This window comes from Viridibacillus sp. NPDC096237, assembly GCF_050278625.1.
Lineage (GTDB): Bacteria > Bacillota > Bacilli > Bacillales_A > Planococcaceae > Viridibacillus.
This window is the reverse complement of the sequence record NZ_JBNNTI010000027.1, coordinates 1-14,589: the sequence shown is the minus strand read 5'-3', so window position 1 is coordinate 14,589 and position 14,589 is coordinate 1. Positions and strand designations below refer to the sequence as shown.

Below are 14,589 nucleotides of genomic sequence, written 5' to 3'. Positions count from 1 at the left end.
AAAATAGAAGGTAGCACTTTATTGGTTTGGAGAAGCGTCCGCTTGACTCCTGCGGGAAAGCGAGACAGTCGAGACCCTGCAGGAGCGTAGTGACGAAGCGGCTCGGCTCTCGCCCGCGGAAAGCGAGCGGTAAGCTTCGGAAAACCTAATCTATCCTTTTAGGTAGCATATTTATCTCTACCCACAATAGTTATTTTTATAGTTTTATATTGGAAATTAAGTGTTTACTTTTATGATATCAAAGCAAAATGAATATTAGGATTAAAGCGAAAATAATTTGGAATAACCCAATTCCACCTGCATATCCAGATAATTTCCATCCATGCTGTGTTAAATCTTTTACATTAACACTCATACCAATACCCGCAAGTGCAATGATCTCCAAATAATTCCCAAAAACTTTTATCGGATGTGTAATTGATGTTGGAAATAAAAAAACACTATTGATTATGCACAATAATAGAAAGCCGGCAACATACCAAGGGACAATTGACCTCATACTGAATTTTCTTTTAGTAGCTTCTCGTACTTCTTGATTTTTCATTTTTATACGTTTTAGAACAAATACAACTAACGCTAAGAAAATGATTCTGCTAATTTTAAAAACTTCTGCCTGATCTTTCACAGCCTCACCCACAATGCTTCCACTGGCAACAACTTGCCCTACGGATTGCAATGTCCCACCGATTAGAGCTGAAGAAGGCAGAACGTTATTATGAAAAACTGTGCTTGTGATAACAGGTAAAAGAACCATCATTACTGTACCTAATAAGTTTACAATTGTTATGGATACAGCCATATCGGACGTTTTTGCATGGATAGCTGGCGCAGTTGAAGCAATTGCAGAAGATCCACAAACAGCATTACCGCTCGCCATCAATAATCGGAAATCTTCACTTAAACTCAATTTTTCCCCTAACCATATGACAAAAGCAATTGTTCCAGACATTTGAATAAGAATGTAAGATATGCCTGATATGCCAATATTAAATAAAGAATTAAACGTTAACGTTGCACCCAATAAGATAATTGAATAATATAACAGTTTACTTTCAGAAAACTTTATTCCTGGTCTTAATATTGTTTTAGATCCAAACTTTAAATTACCGACCAGAATGCCTATTAAAATAGCAAATAATCCACTCCCTAAGCTTGGAAAAAAATGACCAACTACCATTCCAATAAGGGCGATAACAATGCAAGATATCAATCCAGGTAGAATGTTTATTATTTTCCTCATTTTTTTACCCCATTTATTTTTGTTTGTACCTAAACTTTACTGGAGAAATAATAATCAGTAAAATACATATAAATAATTAATACTATTAATATTTCTAATAAGGAGGAATTTAATGTATTACGATGCTTTAAAGACATTTGTTGCTTTAGCAGATATAAAAAATTTCACGAAAACAGCTGAATACCTCCATATTTCTCAGCCCAGTGTCAGTTTACACATAAAAAATTTAGAAAACGAATTTAATACGCAGTTATTTTTACGCTCACCTAAATCGCTAAAAATTACCCCCTCTGGTGAAATTCTCTATGAGCGTGCTAAACAAATGTTGGCCATTTATGATCAAACAAAATCGGATATTCTAACCCTCCAAAATGAAATATCAGGGAAACTTCTTATTGGTGCAAGCTTTACCATAGGCGAATACGTACTACCTTCATTACTCGTTACCTTACAGCAACAATATCCTGAACTGGACCTAGAAGTAATAATCGGTAATACCGATGAAATTGTCGAAGCCGTTCATTCGCTGAAGGTAGATATCGGCTTAATCGAGGGGCAAACAACCAATAAAGAGTTAATAGTAGAACCCTTTATGGAAGACGAGTTATTGTTGGTCGCATCTCCATCTCATGTACTTGTCAAAAAAGAAAGCTTAACTATTCAAGACTTACATAATCAAACATGGCTAACCCGCGAAGAAGGCTCAGGGACGCGTAATTACTTACTGCATGTACTAGAATCTAATAATATTAATATTAAATCGCTAATATCCATTAGCAGCAACCAAGGATTAAAAGAATTCATGATTCAAGGAACTGATGGGCTTACACTACTATCAAAGAATGTTATTGAGCACGAATTAAAAAGAAAAACACTCGCTGTAATCCAACTAGAAGACCATTTTTTCAAACGAAATTTTTCTTACGTATACTCGTCCATTATGGGAAATAAAAAGATTACCTCCATGTTCATAAAAGAATTAAAAAATAAGTGGCCCATCTAAAAAGCCGCTTCTTACACCAATAGAATGATGTAGGAAACGGCTTTCTTATTCAATACCCCTATTGTTTTAACGTGCGTTTTAAAAAAGCTTTTGTACGTTCATTTTTTGGATGGTTAAAGATTTGCTCAGGTGGACCCTCTTCCACTATTACCCCTTTATCCATGAAAACGACGCGATCTGAAACTTCTCTTGCAAATTCCATTTCATGTGTCACTATTAACATCGTAAGACCTGTACCTGCTAATTCTTTCATCACTTTTAAGACTTCTCCTACCATTTCTGGATCCAATGCAGAAGTTGGCTCATCAAAAAGTAAGACATCAGGTTCCATTGACAAGGCTCTAGCAATAGCTACACGTTGCTTTTGACCACCCGATAATTGGTGTGGTTTGGCATTTACATAACGATCCAAACCTACAACCTTCAAGTACTTCATTGCAACCTCTTCAGCATCACTCTTAGAACGTTTTAAAACCTTTGTTTGGCCTACAATACAGTTTGTTAATACATTAAGATTATTAAACAAATTGAATGATTGGAATACCATACCCAGCTTTGTACGATAATTATTTATATTATGGTTGTTATCTAGAATATTCTCACCATGATAAATAATCTGTCCTCCACTTGGTCTTTCTAATAAGTTAATACAACGAAGAAGCGTAGATTTCCCAGATCCTGAAGAGCCGATGACACAGACAACTTCCCCCTTGTTTACAGAGAAATCAATGTCTTTAAGAACCTCATGAGTGCCAAAGGATTTGCTTAGATGTTGTATCTCGATTACATTTTTCATAAGTCTATCTCCTTTGCTCGCAATCATGCTTTTTTGCCATTCATTTGGTCTTGATTATCAATCATTTGGTAGTTTTGTGGGCCATCCAATCGTTTTTCAAAATAGCGTAAAATTTTCGTAACCGTGAATGTCATGACTAAGTATAAAACACCTGCTACGAAGAATGATTCAAAGTAACGAAAATTATTTCCAGAAACAGATTTTGTTTGGAAGAAAAGTTCTGTTACGCCAATTACATTCAATACCGCTGTATCTTTAATATTCATAATAAATTGGTTACCTGTTGATGGCAAAATGTTTCGTAAAACTTGTGGTAACACTACATGGACCATTGTTTGCCAATGATTCATACCAATCGCTTGAGCACCCTCAAATTGCCCCTTGTCCACTGAGATAATACCCCCACGTACAATTTCTGCCATATACGCCCCCGTATTAATCGCGACGATGAAAATCGCAGCAAACGTACGGTCCATATCTACACCAAATGCTAGAGCAGAGCCATAGAAAATCACCATTGCTTGAACGATCATTGGCGTTCCACGGAAAAGTTCCACATATATTGTAAGAAGTGCATTAATTAAACTTAAGAAAATTCTCTTTACTCCACGTTCAGGCTTTGGAATCGTATTAATAACACCAATAAACATTCCAATGATAGCACCAAAAATCGTACCAACAATAGCAATTAATAATGTCATCCATGCCCCGCGAAGGAACATTTCCCAGTTGTCAGTCACGATGCTAATAATCCAATCAATACTCATGCTGTTCCTCCTTCAAAAGCAATAATACCGACTACTTGATACGCGGCCGGTATCCGTCATACATTATTTTGCAGCTGGTTGGTTTTTAATCGCTGTATCCATGATTTCGATACGTTCTTCTTCAGAGACACCTTTTAAAATTTCATTAATTTTATCTTTTAAATCACTATCTTTTTTAACACCTACAGCAATTGCTGTATCTTCTTCTGATGCTTCAAAGCCATCCGTGAATTCAACCATTGCAAATTTATCATTTGCTGCTGAAGAACTGATTCCTTCTGGGCGTTCAGATACATAACCATCAATTACACCAGATTCAAGCGCTACACGCATTGCAGGAAAGTTATCCATTGCTGTTTGCTTCTTAACACCTTTAATTTGATCTATTACCTCGTAGTGTGTCGTATTTAATTGACCTGTAATTTTGGCACCACTAAAATCTTGGATTGAAGTAGCTTTCTCGTATTTACTGCCCTTTTTAACAACCATTACATAATTAGATGTATAGTAGTTATCAGTGAAATCAATGGTTTTTTTACGTTTTTTAGTTGGTGACATACCCGCCATTATTGCATCAATTTTACCTGAAGTTAATGAAGGTACTAAGCCGTCCCATTCTGTTTTGACAATTACTAATTCTTTACCTAAAGCATCTGCGACACGTTTTGCAATCTCAACGTCATAACCGCCAGCATATTCTGGGTTACCAGAGATCTTCACGGCACCGTTTGAATCATCTTTTTGTGTCCAGTTGAACGGAGGATAGCCTGCTTCCATACCAATTGTGAATGTTTCTTTTTTCTTTTCACCTGTAGTAGATTTCCCTGAATCTGAATTTTTAGATCCACAACCTGCTAGTAATAAAATTGCTAGTAGAATCATTCTTGAAAAAATCACCCATGTTCTCTTCATAATATTTCTCCCCCTTAGATAATATCCGTTTTTTACCTATAAATAATAAAAAAGGCTATTGTACGTATAAAAAACGCGCCCTAAGATGAACTCAGGTCGCATTGTACATTAGCCTAAATCCTCTACTTATCCCTAAATGAGATAGCTCAACTCAACGAACTAGGATGTTCATTGAGACAGTCCTGCAGTTATTAACTACAGACCCAGCAAGTAACATCGAGTGTATTACAAACTTCGGCGATATCTCCTTCTCCATAGTTTCATAGTTTCTCAAGCTCCACTAAAGACTAATAGATATCGCGCCTCTACCTCACCCATTAAAAAGTGAGGTTTGTATTCAATTATCATTGTACACAGTCTACAGTAACGAACTTTTACTGTCAATAACCTTTTGATGAAATAATCAGAATAATATTGTTTTTCTTTCAACTGGTTTTTAGCCTCTAACAATATCAGATTCTGCGTACGTAACTTCACCTGTTGTAGCATTAATCTTATCAATTGCACCATTTTCAGAAGGAGCGTTAATTGAGTAATTTAAACTATAAATTGTCATTTCATCATCTTCATCTATCTCTTCAAAACGTGAAAGTTTCATCTGTAAATTCTGTTTATATATAGCATCAGCTTCTGGTAATGAAATTATCGGTGTAATATTAATACCTCGAATAGACTCCATGTTTAAAGCACTATACAGACATGAACGAATAATTCCTGTATGTATACCTACCTCAATTAGGACAGAGTAATTCTCTAATTTGTATTCATGGAAATATGGGATAAAAGTAAACATAGTTGTTGGTTCATCCTCATGTTCGTCAGCATACTCCTCTTCATCATATTCATCCACATTGAAGATATCCTCATCTGAATTATCATCAAATTCTTCTGTATCTTCATGTAGTATAGATTGCTCTTCAAGCATGTATTTATTGTGTATATCACCAGAAATAATCTCTAAAAATTGCATTGCATTATCTTTCAATTGCTCAAAAGGTAACACAGTCTTTACTTCTGTATCCCAAACTACATTAGATTCATAATTAGCGCCCGCATCATCAAAATGTAGTACTTCAATCACAGCTTCTGCATCTTCACCTTTTGCATCCAGGTCTTCCGCAACATACCAATATAAATTGCCATCTTCTTCTCGCAATACATATTGATCTGTTGCACCTAATAACTTTGGTAGTGCCTTTGTCACTTGAACGGGTGTAACAGAAAATTGTTCAAGTTCTGTTTCACTGAACAACTGACTTGCTTTTTGAACTTCCCCATCAACAGTAACGCCTATATAATCTCGAATTGGTTGATAGACTAATTCAAATTCGCCTAGCTCTTCATTTTCTTCGATTCCTAATTCCACTAATATCTCTTTACATAAAATTTCTCTAGCTTCATCTTCTGTTATTTCTACTTTTGGGTATGTAAGCTGATAATACTCTTGGAATATAGTTGCCGCTGTAATAGTACCATATGAATTAATCTCAATTACAGCACCAGAATTAGGTAAAGGAAGTTTTAGTTTTTTATCTATTGCTTCATAAACTACTAAATATTCGCCCTCTCCAATCTCAGAGAAATTACTAAATTGTACTACTTCACGGCCGAAATCCTTCATAAAGGACTCTGTAATATGTAAAATTTCATCCATCTCAAGTTCTTCTAGACTTTCTAGCCCAACACCATTATTTTCTACTAATTTATCGAAGTCAATGTTGATATTAGTCAGCTCTTTGTCATCCGTCACTTCAATATAACCATAATTGACATCATTGCGTGCATCAAGGACTTCAATACTATCTTCCATTGTTTCATCTTCATTGATCATAATCGAAGGCTGTCCAATTAAATACTTCTTCAATTTCATTTCTATCTCTATCATACGATGCTCCCTTTCAAGAAATATATTATTGTTACTATAATATTAACTTCTTAAACAGTGAATTACTATCAAATAGGACATTATATAAAAAAATAAGCTGCAAATAACGTCATATTTCTAATTTAACAGAATAAAACTAAAAAAAATGAAAAAAGACCCACATTCAAGCAGACCTTTTTCCTGTCATTATCCAATAAAAACTAATTTAACAATTAAATATATTCTGTACAATATAACTTTTCATTGAGTATATATCCTCACCCAAATGACATTGTATTTATCATTTTAATCTGTTTTTATGTCCTTGATAATCAAATATATATCAAAATAATATTCTTAGTATTTTGGGCCATCTAACTCTTGATAGGCTTGTTGATATTTACCGCCATCAGCAACTTCTGCATGATATAAAGCTTTCAATGCATAGTTTTTCTCAAGGTCCAACGACTTTTTTAGCTCTTTAAATTTTGTATGCAACTCTTTATTTTCATTAATCAATTGTTGCATTTGTGGTTTACTGTATTTCAAAAGATTTTCATCTCCTTTCAGATGTTTAATCTATTGAATAAGTATACCACTAATCGCAAGGCTTTATAATGTCCACTATTTACATAAATAAAGGAATATCTTATGAATTTCTAAGAAAAGATACAATTGAAATAATTGAAAGTGAGTTTGGCATAATTTATTGCATGTTTCTATTCAAATTGCCAATTTCATTTCAGGAATTTCAATGTATATTTCATCAAAATTTTCTAATACTAATCTTTATAAATATCTTTTTCATTAGTACTTAAGACTTCCCACCTTTAAGAATCCCCCACCTAAAACTCTATTTGTTTTTGTACACTTTGTCTCCAAATATATTTCATAGAAAAAAATGAAAACGCTTATTATTTTTTGACATAAAGACGAAAATGATGTAAATTACTAAAAGACGAACGTTTTAATTTCATAAATAATAATTATTCGGTTTTAGGAGTGTATTTTATGGAAAATGTATTTGATTACGAAGATATTCAATTGGTTCCTGCAAAATGTATAGTAAATAGTAGATCTGAATGTGATACCTCTGTTACTTTAGGCGAACATACATTTAAATTGCCGGTAGTACCTGCAAATATGCAAACAATTATTGACGAAAAAGTAGCCATTCAATTAGCTGAAGATGGGTATTTCTATATAATGCATCGTTTTGAACCAAGTAAACGTGCAGATTTCACTAAAGATATGCACGCTCGTGGATTAATAGCTTCAATTAGCGTCGGTGTGAAAGAAGAAGAGTATGCATTCATTGAACAATTAGCAGCAGACAAGATAACTCCTGATTTCATCACAATCGACATTGCACACGGCCATTCTAATGCTGTAATCAATATGATTCAACATATAAAAAAACACTTACCTGCTAGCTTTGTAATCGCTGGTAACGTTGGTACGCCCGAAGCTGTAAGAGAATTAGAAAATGCTGGAGCTGATGCTACTAAAGTCGGTATTGGACCAGGTAAAGTATGTATTACAAAGATTAAAACTGGCTTTGGTACAGGTGGCTGGCAATTAGCTGCTCTGCGCTGGTGTTCAAAAGCTGCTACTAAACCGATTATCGCAGATGGTGGAATCCGTACAAATGGTGATATCGCTAAATCTGTACGCTTTGGTGCTTCAATGGTCATGATCGGTTCGTTATTTGCTGGACACGAGGAATCTCCAGGTAAAACAATTGAGAAAGACGGTAAACTTCTTAAAGAATACTTTGGTTCGGCTTCTGAATTCCAAAAAGGTGAGAAGAAAAACGTCGAAGGTAAAAAACTGTATGTAGAGCATAAAGGCTCTCTAAAGGATACACTTATTGAAATGCAGCAAGATCTTCAATCATCTATCTCTTATGCAGGTGGCAAAAAACTTGACGCTATCCGTACAGTAGATTATGTTGTAGTTAAAAACTCTATCTTTAATGGAGATAAAACGTACTAAGAACTTATAACTATTAAAACCGCCAAAAATTTTTGGCGGTTTTAATATTTCTCTATTTTTGTTTATTTTCTACGATCTCAACAAACTTTGTTGAAGCTGGTGATAGCGGCACACTTTTTAAAAAGCATACGCCTATACTCCTTTTCGGGATTTCTTCTATTAAAGGCACTTCATATAACACTCCTTTATTTAAATACTCTTTGGAAAACTCTTTAGTTACGCAAGCTATTCCCAAATTTATTTTAGCAAACTCTAATAGCAAATCATGTGAACCTAGTTCAAATTCTGGTGAAATTTTAACACCTTTTGTCATAAGATAATCATCTACATATTTCCTAGAGACAGATTGCTGTTCAAGTAATATTAGCGGCAGATTTACTATTGAAGCAAAACTAAGTGGCTCCGTAAGGGTCTTCTTGTATTTTTCCCCACAAACAAATATATCTTGGACATCAATACAGGGTTTAAGCTCCAATGTAGGATCATCAATAGGAAAGTTACAGAAGGCAATATCGACCTCTCCTGATTTTAATACTGCACAAAGCTCCAATGTTGTACCATTCATTATTTTGAATTTAATATTGGGGTACTGATTATAAAAAGCTTCTAAATAAGGAAGTAAAAAATACTTCGAGATTGTATCACCTACACCTATTTTCAATTCACCCGTTGTTAGGTCTTTAAATTCTAAAAGCTTTTCTTCTCCAACATGAAGTAAGTTAATAGCTGAATTTGCATATTCGAATAACAGACTACCTTCGTACGTTAAAGAGACCCCTTTAGGTGTTCTATTAAATAGGCGGATATCTAGTTCATTTTCTAATTGTTTAATCGCCTGACTAACAGCTGGTTGTGTCATATACAGATCATTGGCGGCTTTTGAAAAACTCGAGCTTTTACCCACTTTACAAAACACTTTATATAAATCTAATTTACTTACCATATAAATTCACCTTATACCTATCATTTGATATATTAATTTTACTTATATCACTATTTAGAGGTATATTACAAGTTGTGGGAATAAAAAAATAATAGTAAACAATATAGCAATGAGGAGCGATTATTTTGGAAAGAGTAGTTGGAACAGTTGTAAGAGGTCTTCGTGGCCCAATTATTAATCAAGGTGATAGTATCGAAGATATCGTTGTAGAAAGTGTATTAAAAGCTTCAGAAGTTGAAGGCTTTACTATTCAAGATAAAGATATCGTGACAGTAACAGAATCAATCGTTGCTCGCGCTCAAGGTAATTATGCTTCAATTGATCACATCGCAAAAGACGTTAGTGCTAAATTTGGAGATGACACTGTAGGTGTTATTTTCCCTATATTGAGTCGTAACCGCTTTGCTATTTGTCTTCGTGGTATTGCAAAAGGCGCTAAAAAAGTTATTTTAATGCTTAGCTACCCATCAGATGAAGTAGGTAACCACTTAGTTGATCTTGACATACTTGATGAAAAAGGTGTTAACCCATGGACGGACGTGTTAACTGAAAAACAATTCCGCGAATTATTCGGACACAACAAACACACTTTCACTGGTGTTGACTATATCGATTACTACAAATCATTAGTTGAAGAATATGGTGTTGAATGTGAAGTAATCTTCTCAAACAATCCAAAAACAATTTTAGAATACACTAAGAGCGTGCTAACTTGTGATATCCATACAAGATTTAGAACAAAACGAATTTTAAAAGCAAACGGTGGTGAAAAAATCTACAGCCTAGATAACATCTTAGCTGAATCAATTGATGGTAGTGGCTTCAACGAAAGTTACGGTCTACTAGGTTCAAACAAATCAACAGAAAACAGTGTGAAACTTTTCCCACGTAATTGCCAACCTGTTGTAGATAAAATTCAACAAACGCTAAAAGAGAAAACAGGCAAAAATGTTGAAGTTATGATTTACGGTGATGGCGCATTCAAAGACCCTATAGGTAAAATTTGGGAGCTAGCTGATCCAGTTGTATCACCTGCTTACACAGCCGGCCTTAATGGCACACCGAATGAAATCAAATTAAAGTACCTAGCTGATAATAACTTTGCTGACTTAAGAGGAGAAGAACTTAAAAAGGCTATCTCTGAATACATTGATAATAAAGGCACTGACCTTGTAGGAGCAATGGAAGCACAAGGTACTACACCTCGTCAACTTACTGACTTAATCGGTTCACTATCTGATCTAACATCAGGTAGTGGTGACAAAGGTACTCCAATGATCTTTATCCAAGGTTACTTTGATAACTATACTAAATAAGATTTAAACATGATTGTAGGACTGTACAAATTTTAAACAGTACTTCTATCTGAAAAGAGAGAATAGGTAATTGTCTATTCTCTCTTTTTTATTTTAAAGAGTTATATTTCATCACATGTCGTACTTCCCTATTACAAGTTTTTTCATGCTGCAATAGCCATTCCTTTCTCCACAAGCCACCTGCATAACCTGTTAAATTCCCGTTTGATCCAATAATTCGGTGACAAGGAATAACTATACTTAATTTATTCTTTCCATTTGCATTTCCTACTACTCTAATGGCTTTTTCACTTTCTATTGAAACAGCAATATCTTTATAAGAGGCTGTTTTTTCCATAAGAAATACTTGTTAATGCGTTCCACACAATTTTTTGAAAATCTGTACCCTCATATTTAATGGGAAAAGTAAATTCATGACGCTTGCCTTTAAAATATTCATCCAGTTGACTGTAGCAATTTTCTAAAACAATTGGCGTTTCTTCTTGTGTATTATTTACGGCTCTGTCCTGTTCAGAAAACATAATAGAGCTAATTGCTTCATCTGTACCTATTATTTCTATCACTCCAATCGGAGAGTCGTAATCTAATTTATATAACTTACTCATATAAAGACCTCCATAGATAAAAGGTTGCGTATGCTTGCAAGCCTACCCAATTTTCTGATATCTCTTTGATTTCATCTATCGTCGGCTTACGTTCAAGCCCTAATTGGAGCTTTAATGCATTGTGGAGGCCTACATCCGTTATTGGAAAGGCAGAAGGTTGATGTAAGCATTTCATCATCACATAGTCAGCCGACCAAGCTCCTATTCCTCTAATCTTCATTAGCGATTTTTGAATTTGTTGATAATCCTGATGCCCAAGTAACATTTCCTTTGTTAATTTATCATTTACCATGATCTTAGCTACGCCAATTACATATTCGGCCTTTCTTACTGAAAATTGCAGTTTCCTTAACTCATCTACACTTATAGTTGCGATCTTTTCATAGTTCGGGAATAGCCAAAAGGTATCTCCTTTAAAAGTAAGACTTTCACCAAAAGTCTCAACAAAGCGTTTTTTTAATATATAAGCAAATGTTAAATTTATTTGCTGTCCAATAATTGCCCATGACAGTGCTTCAAATAAATCTGGAATACACATTATTCTTAAGCCATAATATTTATGAACAAAACCCTGCAATACCTTGTCCTGCTTTGCTGCATCATAAAATATACGGAGATCTTTACCCAAATCAAACCATTCCCATATATACGATGCCACATCTTTACGAACACCTTCTGTGAGTGGATTTATAGGGAATTCAACTTGAATTACATTATGAATGCATCCTATTTTACATAGTACTAACTCTTGTTTCACCTTTATCAGTTTATATAAATAGCCCTCTCGTATTTGATGTAGTACTTCTTGGTCAGATCTACCTAAAAACATTAAACACTCTTCAAAATTGAATTCTGTAGGTGGACAAATTTCTATATATGACTGGTGATCAATCCACTTCATTTCCACAACTCCTTATCCTTCAAGGCTACGATATTCACTAGGTGAATAATGCGTTATACGACGAAATGACTTATAGAAATTAGAGGGGCTTTGGAATCCAACTTCATAGCAAATCTCGAGATTTGTCTGGTCTGTACTTTTAAGAAGATACTTTGCTTTATCGATTCGTATTTTTTCTAAATAAGTACGTGGAGTTTCTGAAGTTTCCTGTTTAAATAGACGATCAAGATGATACGGGCTTATACCAACATTATCAGCAATATCCTGTAATGATAACTTTTGTTTATAATGATTGATTAAAAAGGTCGTTACATTTCTGACAAGTCCGATATGTGGGGAATACTCGACTTCCGGCTGACATCTCTTACAAGCACGGAAACCAGCATTTTCAACTTCAATGTTGTCATAGTAGAACTCTACATTTATTTTTTTGGGCTTTCTTGATTTACATGAAGGACGGCAATAAATTTTAGTTGTTTTTACTGCAGTAAAAAATACCCCATCGTATGTTCGATCACACGCAATAATCTTTTCCCACATTTCTTCAAAAGAAAGATTAATCTTTTTCACAATTAATTCCCCGTCCTTTTAGTTAATCTCATATAAAAGTGAAGTATCCTTTAACTCCAGTATTTGTGTCACATTTTTTTCTAAAAAGGCGATTACTTTATCCGATAAAACATTTCCAAAGCTAAAACGTTTCTCACCTAAGTCTTTTAGCTTATGATAAATGGTTAAAAGGTTAAAATAATATGTTGAGTGGAGCGTCTACATTTATAGCAATTTCTTTAATTAAACCGGGGATAAATATTCCACTAGCCCCACTTTCCACGTACGCTTGTGTTCAATCAATCGTTTGTCCTTTTTGTTTTTCAGCGAATCCTCAATGTTGATTCCTGCAACACCAGCCTCTGCAGTTCTTAACACATATTCGACAATTGTATCCATATCTTCACTATATCCTGCTTCAATGTCCGCGGAAACAGGTATTTTAACATTTTCTGTTATTGTTTTTGAAGCCCACTTTCTCGTGAATTAAGGCTAATAGACGTTCCCAGGCATTCCCTAAAAATAACGGTTCCTTAGACGAATGAAGTTCATTGAATTCCTGAATCGTAGTCACTTTATTCCCTCCTAATGTTTATTGAATCTCATTTTAACAAGACATCCGCTTTCAATTCGTCCTCATTCTTGCTCTTATGGTCTAGAAAATAAAAAAGAGAAGTAATTTCTTCCCCTTAAATATTGAAATTATTTTTTTGATTATTCATCTTTACATCCAATAGATATTTATCTTCTCCCCATCTTATTAATAGCAAACAAATTTACTTGAATTAGAAATATTTAAAATAACATCTTATAATCTAACCAGGCTTCTAAATCAACGCAACCTTAAACCGTTAATAAACGATATAAATATTGCTACACTTAAGCCCTTGCTAACCAGGGCTTAACTCTAAAAAAATCTATAATTGGCTCTTTAAATAAGAATTGTAAATCCATACCCCCTACTTTCAGAATATATTTTCACTTTGTTCATTTTCTTAAACGCCTCTACTCTACATATACTTAAAATCCCCTCCGAAAAGACATATATTAATGTGCAATTTGTGCGATTTAAAATATTGAAAAAATTAGGGAGATTTTTGTTAAAAATAGGTAATTAGGTGACGCTTGTAAGATATTATAGGGGATAAACAAATTTAAAGAGGGGCAATCATATCTATTATGAAGAACTTTACGTAAAATTTCAGAGAAAACTATCAGTTGAATGACATAAACTTTTAGATCAACTCGTTTCTGGATTACAAGCAACGATATTGCGGAATCTAGAAGAAAAAGGACCACAAAATCGCGGTCGAGCGCCGAGCCGACGCTTCTCCAAACCAATAAAATGCTACCTTCTACTTTTCTATTTTTAAAATAAACCGGGTGAATATTTGAAAAAGTAATATATAATGTAAAGCCAACTAAAACACCCGTGTATAATAGCCCATCCTATTGAATGATATATAGTGTAGGAAATAATCATAGATAAGCAAGTTCCGTAACTAATTCCCTTTTTTATAGCACTAGTTCCCATGGAATATTTCTTATTATCCTTTATTCTCAATTGCCCCTTTTTGGATTTATGATCACGTTGGTATGTCATCACTAAATCAAACAACTTTTTTAAGGGCTAAGTTTTTATAAGCGACCGGACTTTGATAGCCTAGTTTGCTGTGCGACCGAATAGTATTGTACCAA

15 protein-coding genes, 1 pseudogene and 1 riboswitch are annotated in these 14,589 nt (G+C 34.3%); of the genes and pseudogenes, 3 read left to right on the top strand and 13 right to left on the bottom strand.

What is annotated here, in order from left to right:
* Positions 1-238 precede the first annotated feature (238 nt).
* A complete protein-coding gene (locus ACQKMD_RS14595; protein ID WP_427752880.1) occupies positions 239-1,240 on the bottom strand; it encodes a YeiH family protein in 1,002 nt (333 codons plus the stop codon).
* Positions 1,241-1,352: 112 nt separating this feature from the next.
* Between ACQKMD_RS14595 and ACQKMD_RS14590 the strand changes: the two genes are divergently transcribed.
* Positions 1,353-2,243: a LysR family transcriptional regulator gene (locus tag ACQKMD_RS14590; RefSeq protein WP_427752879.1), complete on the top strand. Its 891-nt coding sequence runs from the start codon at positions 1,353-1,355 to the stop codon at positions 2,241-2,243.
* A gap of 58 nt (positions 2,244-2,301) precedes the next feature.
* Here ACQKMD_RS14590 and ACQKMD_RS14585 read toward each other — a convergent pair whose 3' ends face one another.
* The 5 genes from ACQKMD_RS14585 to ACQKMD_RS14565 all read right to left on the bottom strand — a co-directional run bounded on the left by ACQKMD_RS14585 (position 2,302) and on the right by ACQKMD_RS14565 (position 7,131).
* Entirely contained in the window at positions 2,302-3,039 is a 738-nt protein-coding gene (locus ACQKMD_RS14585) for an amino acid ABC transporter ATP-binding protein (protein WP_427752878.1), read from the bottom strand.
* 23 nt (positions 3,040-3,062) lie between these two features.
* Positions 3,063-3,806, bottom strand: coding sequence for an amino acid ABC transporter permease (locus ACQKMD_RS14580; RefSeq protein ID WP_427752877.1), 744 nt, complete (start codon positions 3,804-3,806; stop codon positions 3,063-3,065).
* Between the two features lie 63 nt (positions 3,807-3,869).
* Entirely contained in the window at positions 3,870-4,718 is an 849-nt protein-coding gene (locus ACQKMD_RS14575) for a transporter substrate-binding domain-containing protein (protein WP_427752876.1), read from the bottom strand.
* A 134-nt stretch (positions 4,719-4,852) separates the two neighbouring features.
* Positions 4,853-5,034, bottom strand: a riboswitch (Lysine riboswitch).
* A gap of 120 nt (positions 5,035-5,154) precedes the next feature.
* Positions 5,155-6,603, bottom strand: a complete 1,449-nt coding sequence (locus ACQKMD_RS14570) for a hypothetical protein (RefSeq protein WP_427752875.1) — start codon at positions 6,601-6,603, stop codon at positions 5,155-5,157.
* A 336-nt stretch (positions 6,604-6,939) separates the two neighbouring features.
* Positions 6,940-7,131, bottom strand: coding sequence for a hypothetical protein (locus ACQKMD_RS14565; RefSeq protein ID WP_427752874.1), 192 nt, complete (start codon positions 7,129-7,131; stop codon positions 6,940-6,942).
* Positions 7,132-7,593: 462 nt separating this feature from the next.
* Here ACQKMD_RS14565 and guaC point away from each other — a divergent pair, with 462 nt between their 5' ends.
* Positions 7,594-8,577 carry a GMP reductase gene (gene guaC, locus ACQKMD_RS14560; RefSeq protein WP_427752873.1) on the top strand — a complete coding sequence of 328 codons (984 nt, stop codon included), beginning with the start codon at positions 7,594-7,596 and terminating at the stop codon, positions 8,575-8,577.
* A gap of 52 nt (positions 8,578-8,629) precedes the next feature.
* Here the strand turns inward: guaC and ACQKMD_RS14555 are convergent, their stop codons facing one another.
* The gene (locus tag ACQKMD_RS14555) at positions 8,630-9,520 is read right to left on the bottom strand and encodes a LysR family transcriptional regulator (protein ID WP_427752872.1); all 891 of its coding nucleotides are present in this window, start codon (positions 9,518-9,520) and stop codon (positions 8,630-8,632) included.
* 125 nt (positions 9,521-9,645) lie between these two features.
* Here ACQKMD_RS14555 and ACQKMD_RS14550 point away from each other — a divergent pair, with 125 nt between their 5' ends.
* On the top strand, positions 9,646-10,836 hold the full coding sequence (locus tag ACQKMD_RS14550) for a coenzyme F420-0:L-glutamate ligase (RefSeq protein WP_427752871.1): 1,191 nt from the start codon (positions 9,646-9,648) through the stop codon (positions 10,834-10,836).
* Positions 10,837-10,924: 88 nt separating this feature from the next.
* Here the strand turns inward: ACQKMD_RS14550 and ACQKMD_RS14545 are convergent.
* The 6 genes and pseudogenes from ACQKMD_RS14545 to ACQKMD_RS14520 form a co-directional block, all read right to left on the bottom strand.
* A pseudogene (locus ACQKMD_RS14545) lies at positions 10,925-11,441 on the bottom strand (methylated-DNA--[protein]-cysteine S-methyltransferase).
* Complete coding sequence (locus tag ACQKMD_RS14540) at positions 11,434-12,342, bottom strand: DNA-3-methyladenine glycosylase 2 (protein WP_427752870.1); 909 nt, start codon at positions 12,340-12,342, stop codon at positions 11,434-11,436. The pseudogene ACQKMD_RS14545 and the gene ACQKMD_RS14540 overlap by 8 nt, the downstream one beginning before the upstream one ends.
* 12 nt (positions 12,343-12,354) lie before the next feature.
* Positions 12,355-12,882: a bifunctional transcriptional activator/DNA repair enzyme AdaA gene (locus ACQKMD_RS14535; protein WP_427752921.1), complete on the bottom strand. Its 528-nt coding sequence runs from the start codon at positions 12,880-12,882 to the stop codon at positions 12,355-12,357.
* Positions 12,883-13,134: 252 nt separating this feature from the next.
* Positions 13,135-13,314, bottom strand: coding sequence for an isocitrate lyase/phosphoenolpyruvate mutase family protein (locus ACQKMD_RS14530; protein ID WP_427752920.1), 180 nt, complete (start codon positions 13,312-13,314; stop codon positions 13,135-13,137).
* A 19-nt stretch (positions 13,315-13,333) separates the two neighbouring features.
* Complete coding sequence (locus ACQKMD_RS14525) at positions 13,334-13,465, bottom strand: hypothetical protein (RefSeq protein WP_427752869.1); 132 nt, start codon at positions 13,463-13,465, stop codon at positions 13,334-13,336.
* Between the two features lie 1,036 nt (positions 13,466-14,501).
* On the bottom strand, positions 14,502-14,589 hold an 88-nt coding region (locus tag ACQKMD_RS14520), incomplete at its 5' end, for an IS3 family transposase (protein ID WP_427752919.1).

Bases quoted from the DNA above. Each gene is read 5' to 3' on its own strand.
- ACQKMD_RS14580 (WP_427752877.1), bottom strand. From the start codon at position 3,806: ATGAGTATTGATTGGATTATTAGCATCGTGACTGACAACTGGGAAATG.
- ACQKMD_RS14590 (WP_427752879.1), top strand. From the start codon at position 1,353: ATGTATTACGATGCTTTAAAGACATTTGTTGCTTTAGCAGATATAAAA.
- ACQKMD_RS14575 (WP_427752876.1), bottom strand. From the start codon at position 4,718: ATGAAGAGAACATGGGTGATTTTTTCAAGAATGATTCTACTAGCAATT.
- ACQKMD_RS14540 (WP_427752870.1), bottom strand. From the start codon at position 12,342: ATGAAGTGGATTGATCACCAGTCATATATAGAAATTTGTCCACCTACA.
- ACQKMD_RS14570 (WP_427752875.1), bottom strand. From the start codon at position 6,603: ATGATAGAGATAGAAATGAAATTGAAGAAGTATTTAATTGGACAGCCT.
- ACQKMD_RS14595 (WP_427752880.1), bottom strand. From the start codon at position 1,240: ATGAGGAAAATAATAAACATTCTACCTGGATTGATATCTTGCATTGTT.
- ACQKMD_RS14585 (WP_427752878.1), bottom strand. From the start codon at position 3,039: ATGAAAAATGTAATCGAGATACAACATCTAAGCAAATCCTTTGGCACT.
- guaC (WP_427752873.1), top strand. From the start codon at position 7,594: ATGGAAAATGTATTTGATTACGAAGATATTCAATTGGTTCCTGCAAAA.
- ACQKMD_RS14535 (WP_427752921.1), bottom strand. From the start codon at position 12,882: ATGTGGGAAAAGATTATTGCGTGTGATCGAACATACGATGGGGTATTT.
- ACQKMD_RS14555 (WP_427752872.1), bottom strand. From the start codon at position 9,520: ATGGTAAGTAAATTAGATTTATATAAAGTGTTTTGTAAAGTGGGTAAA.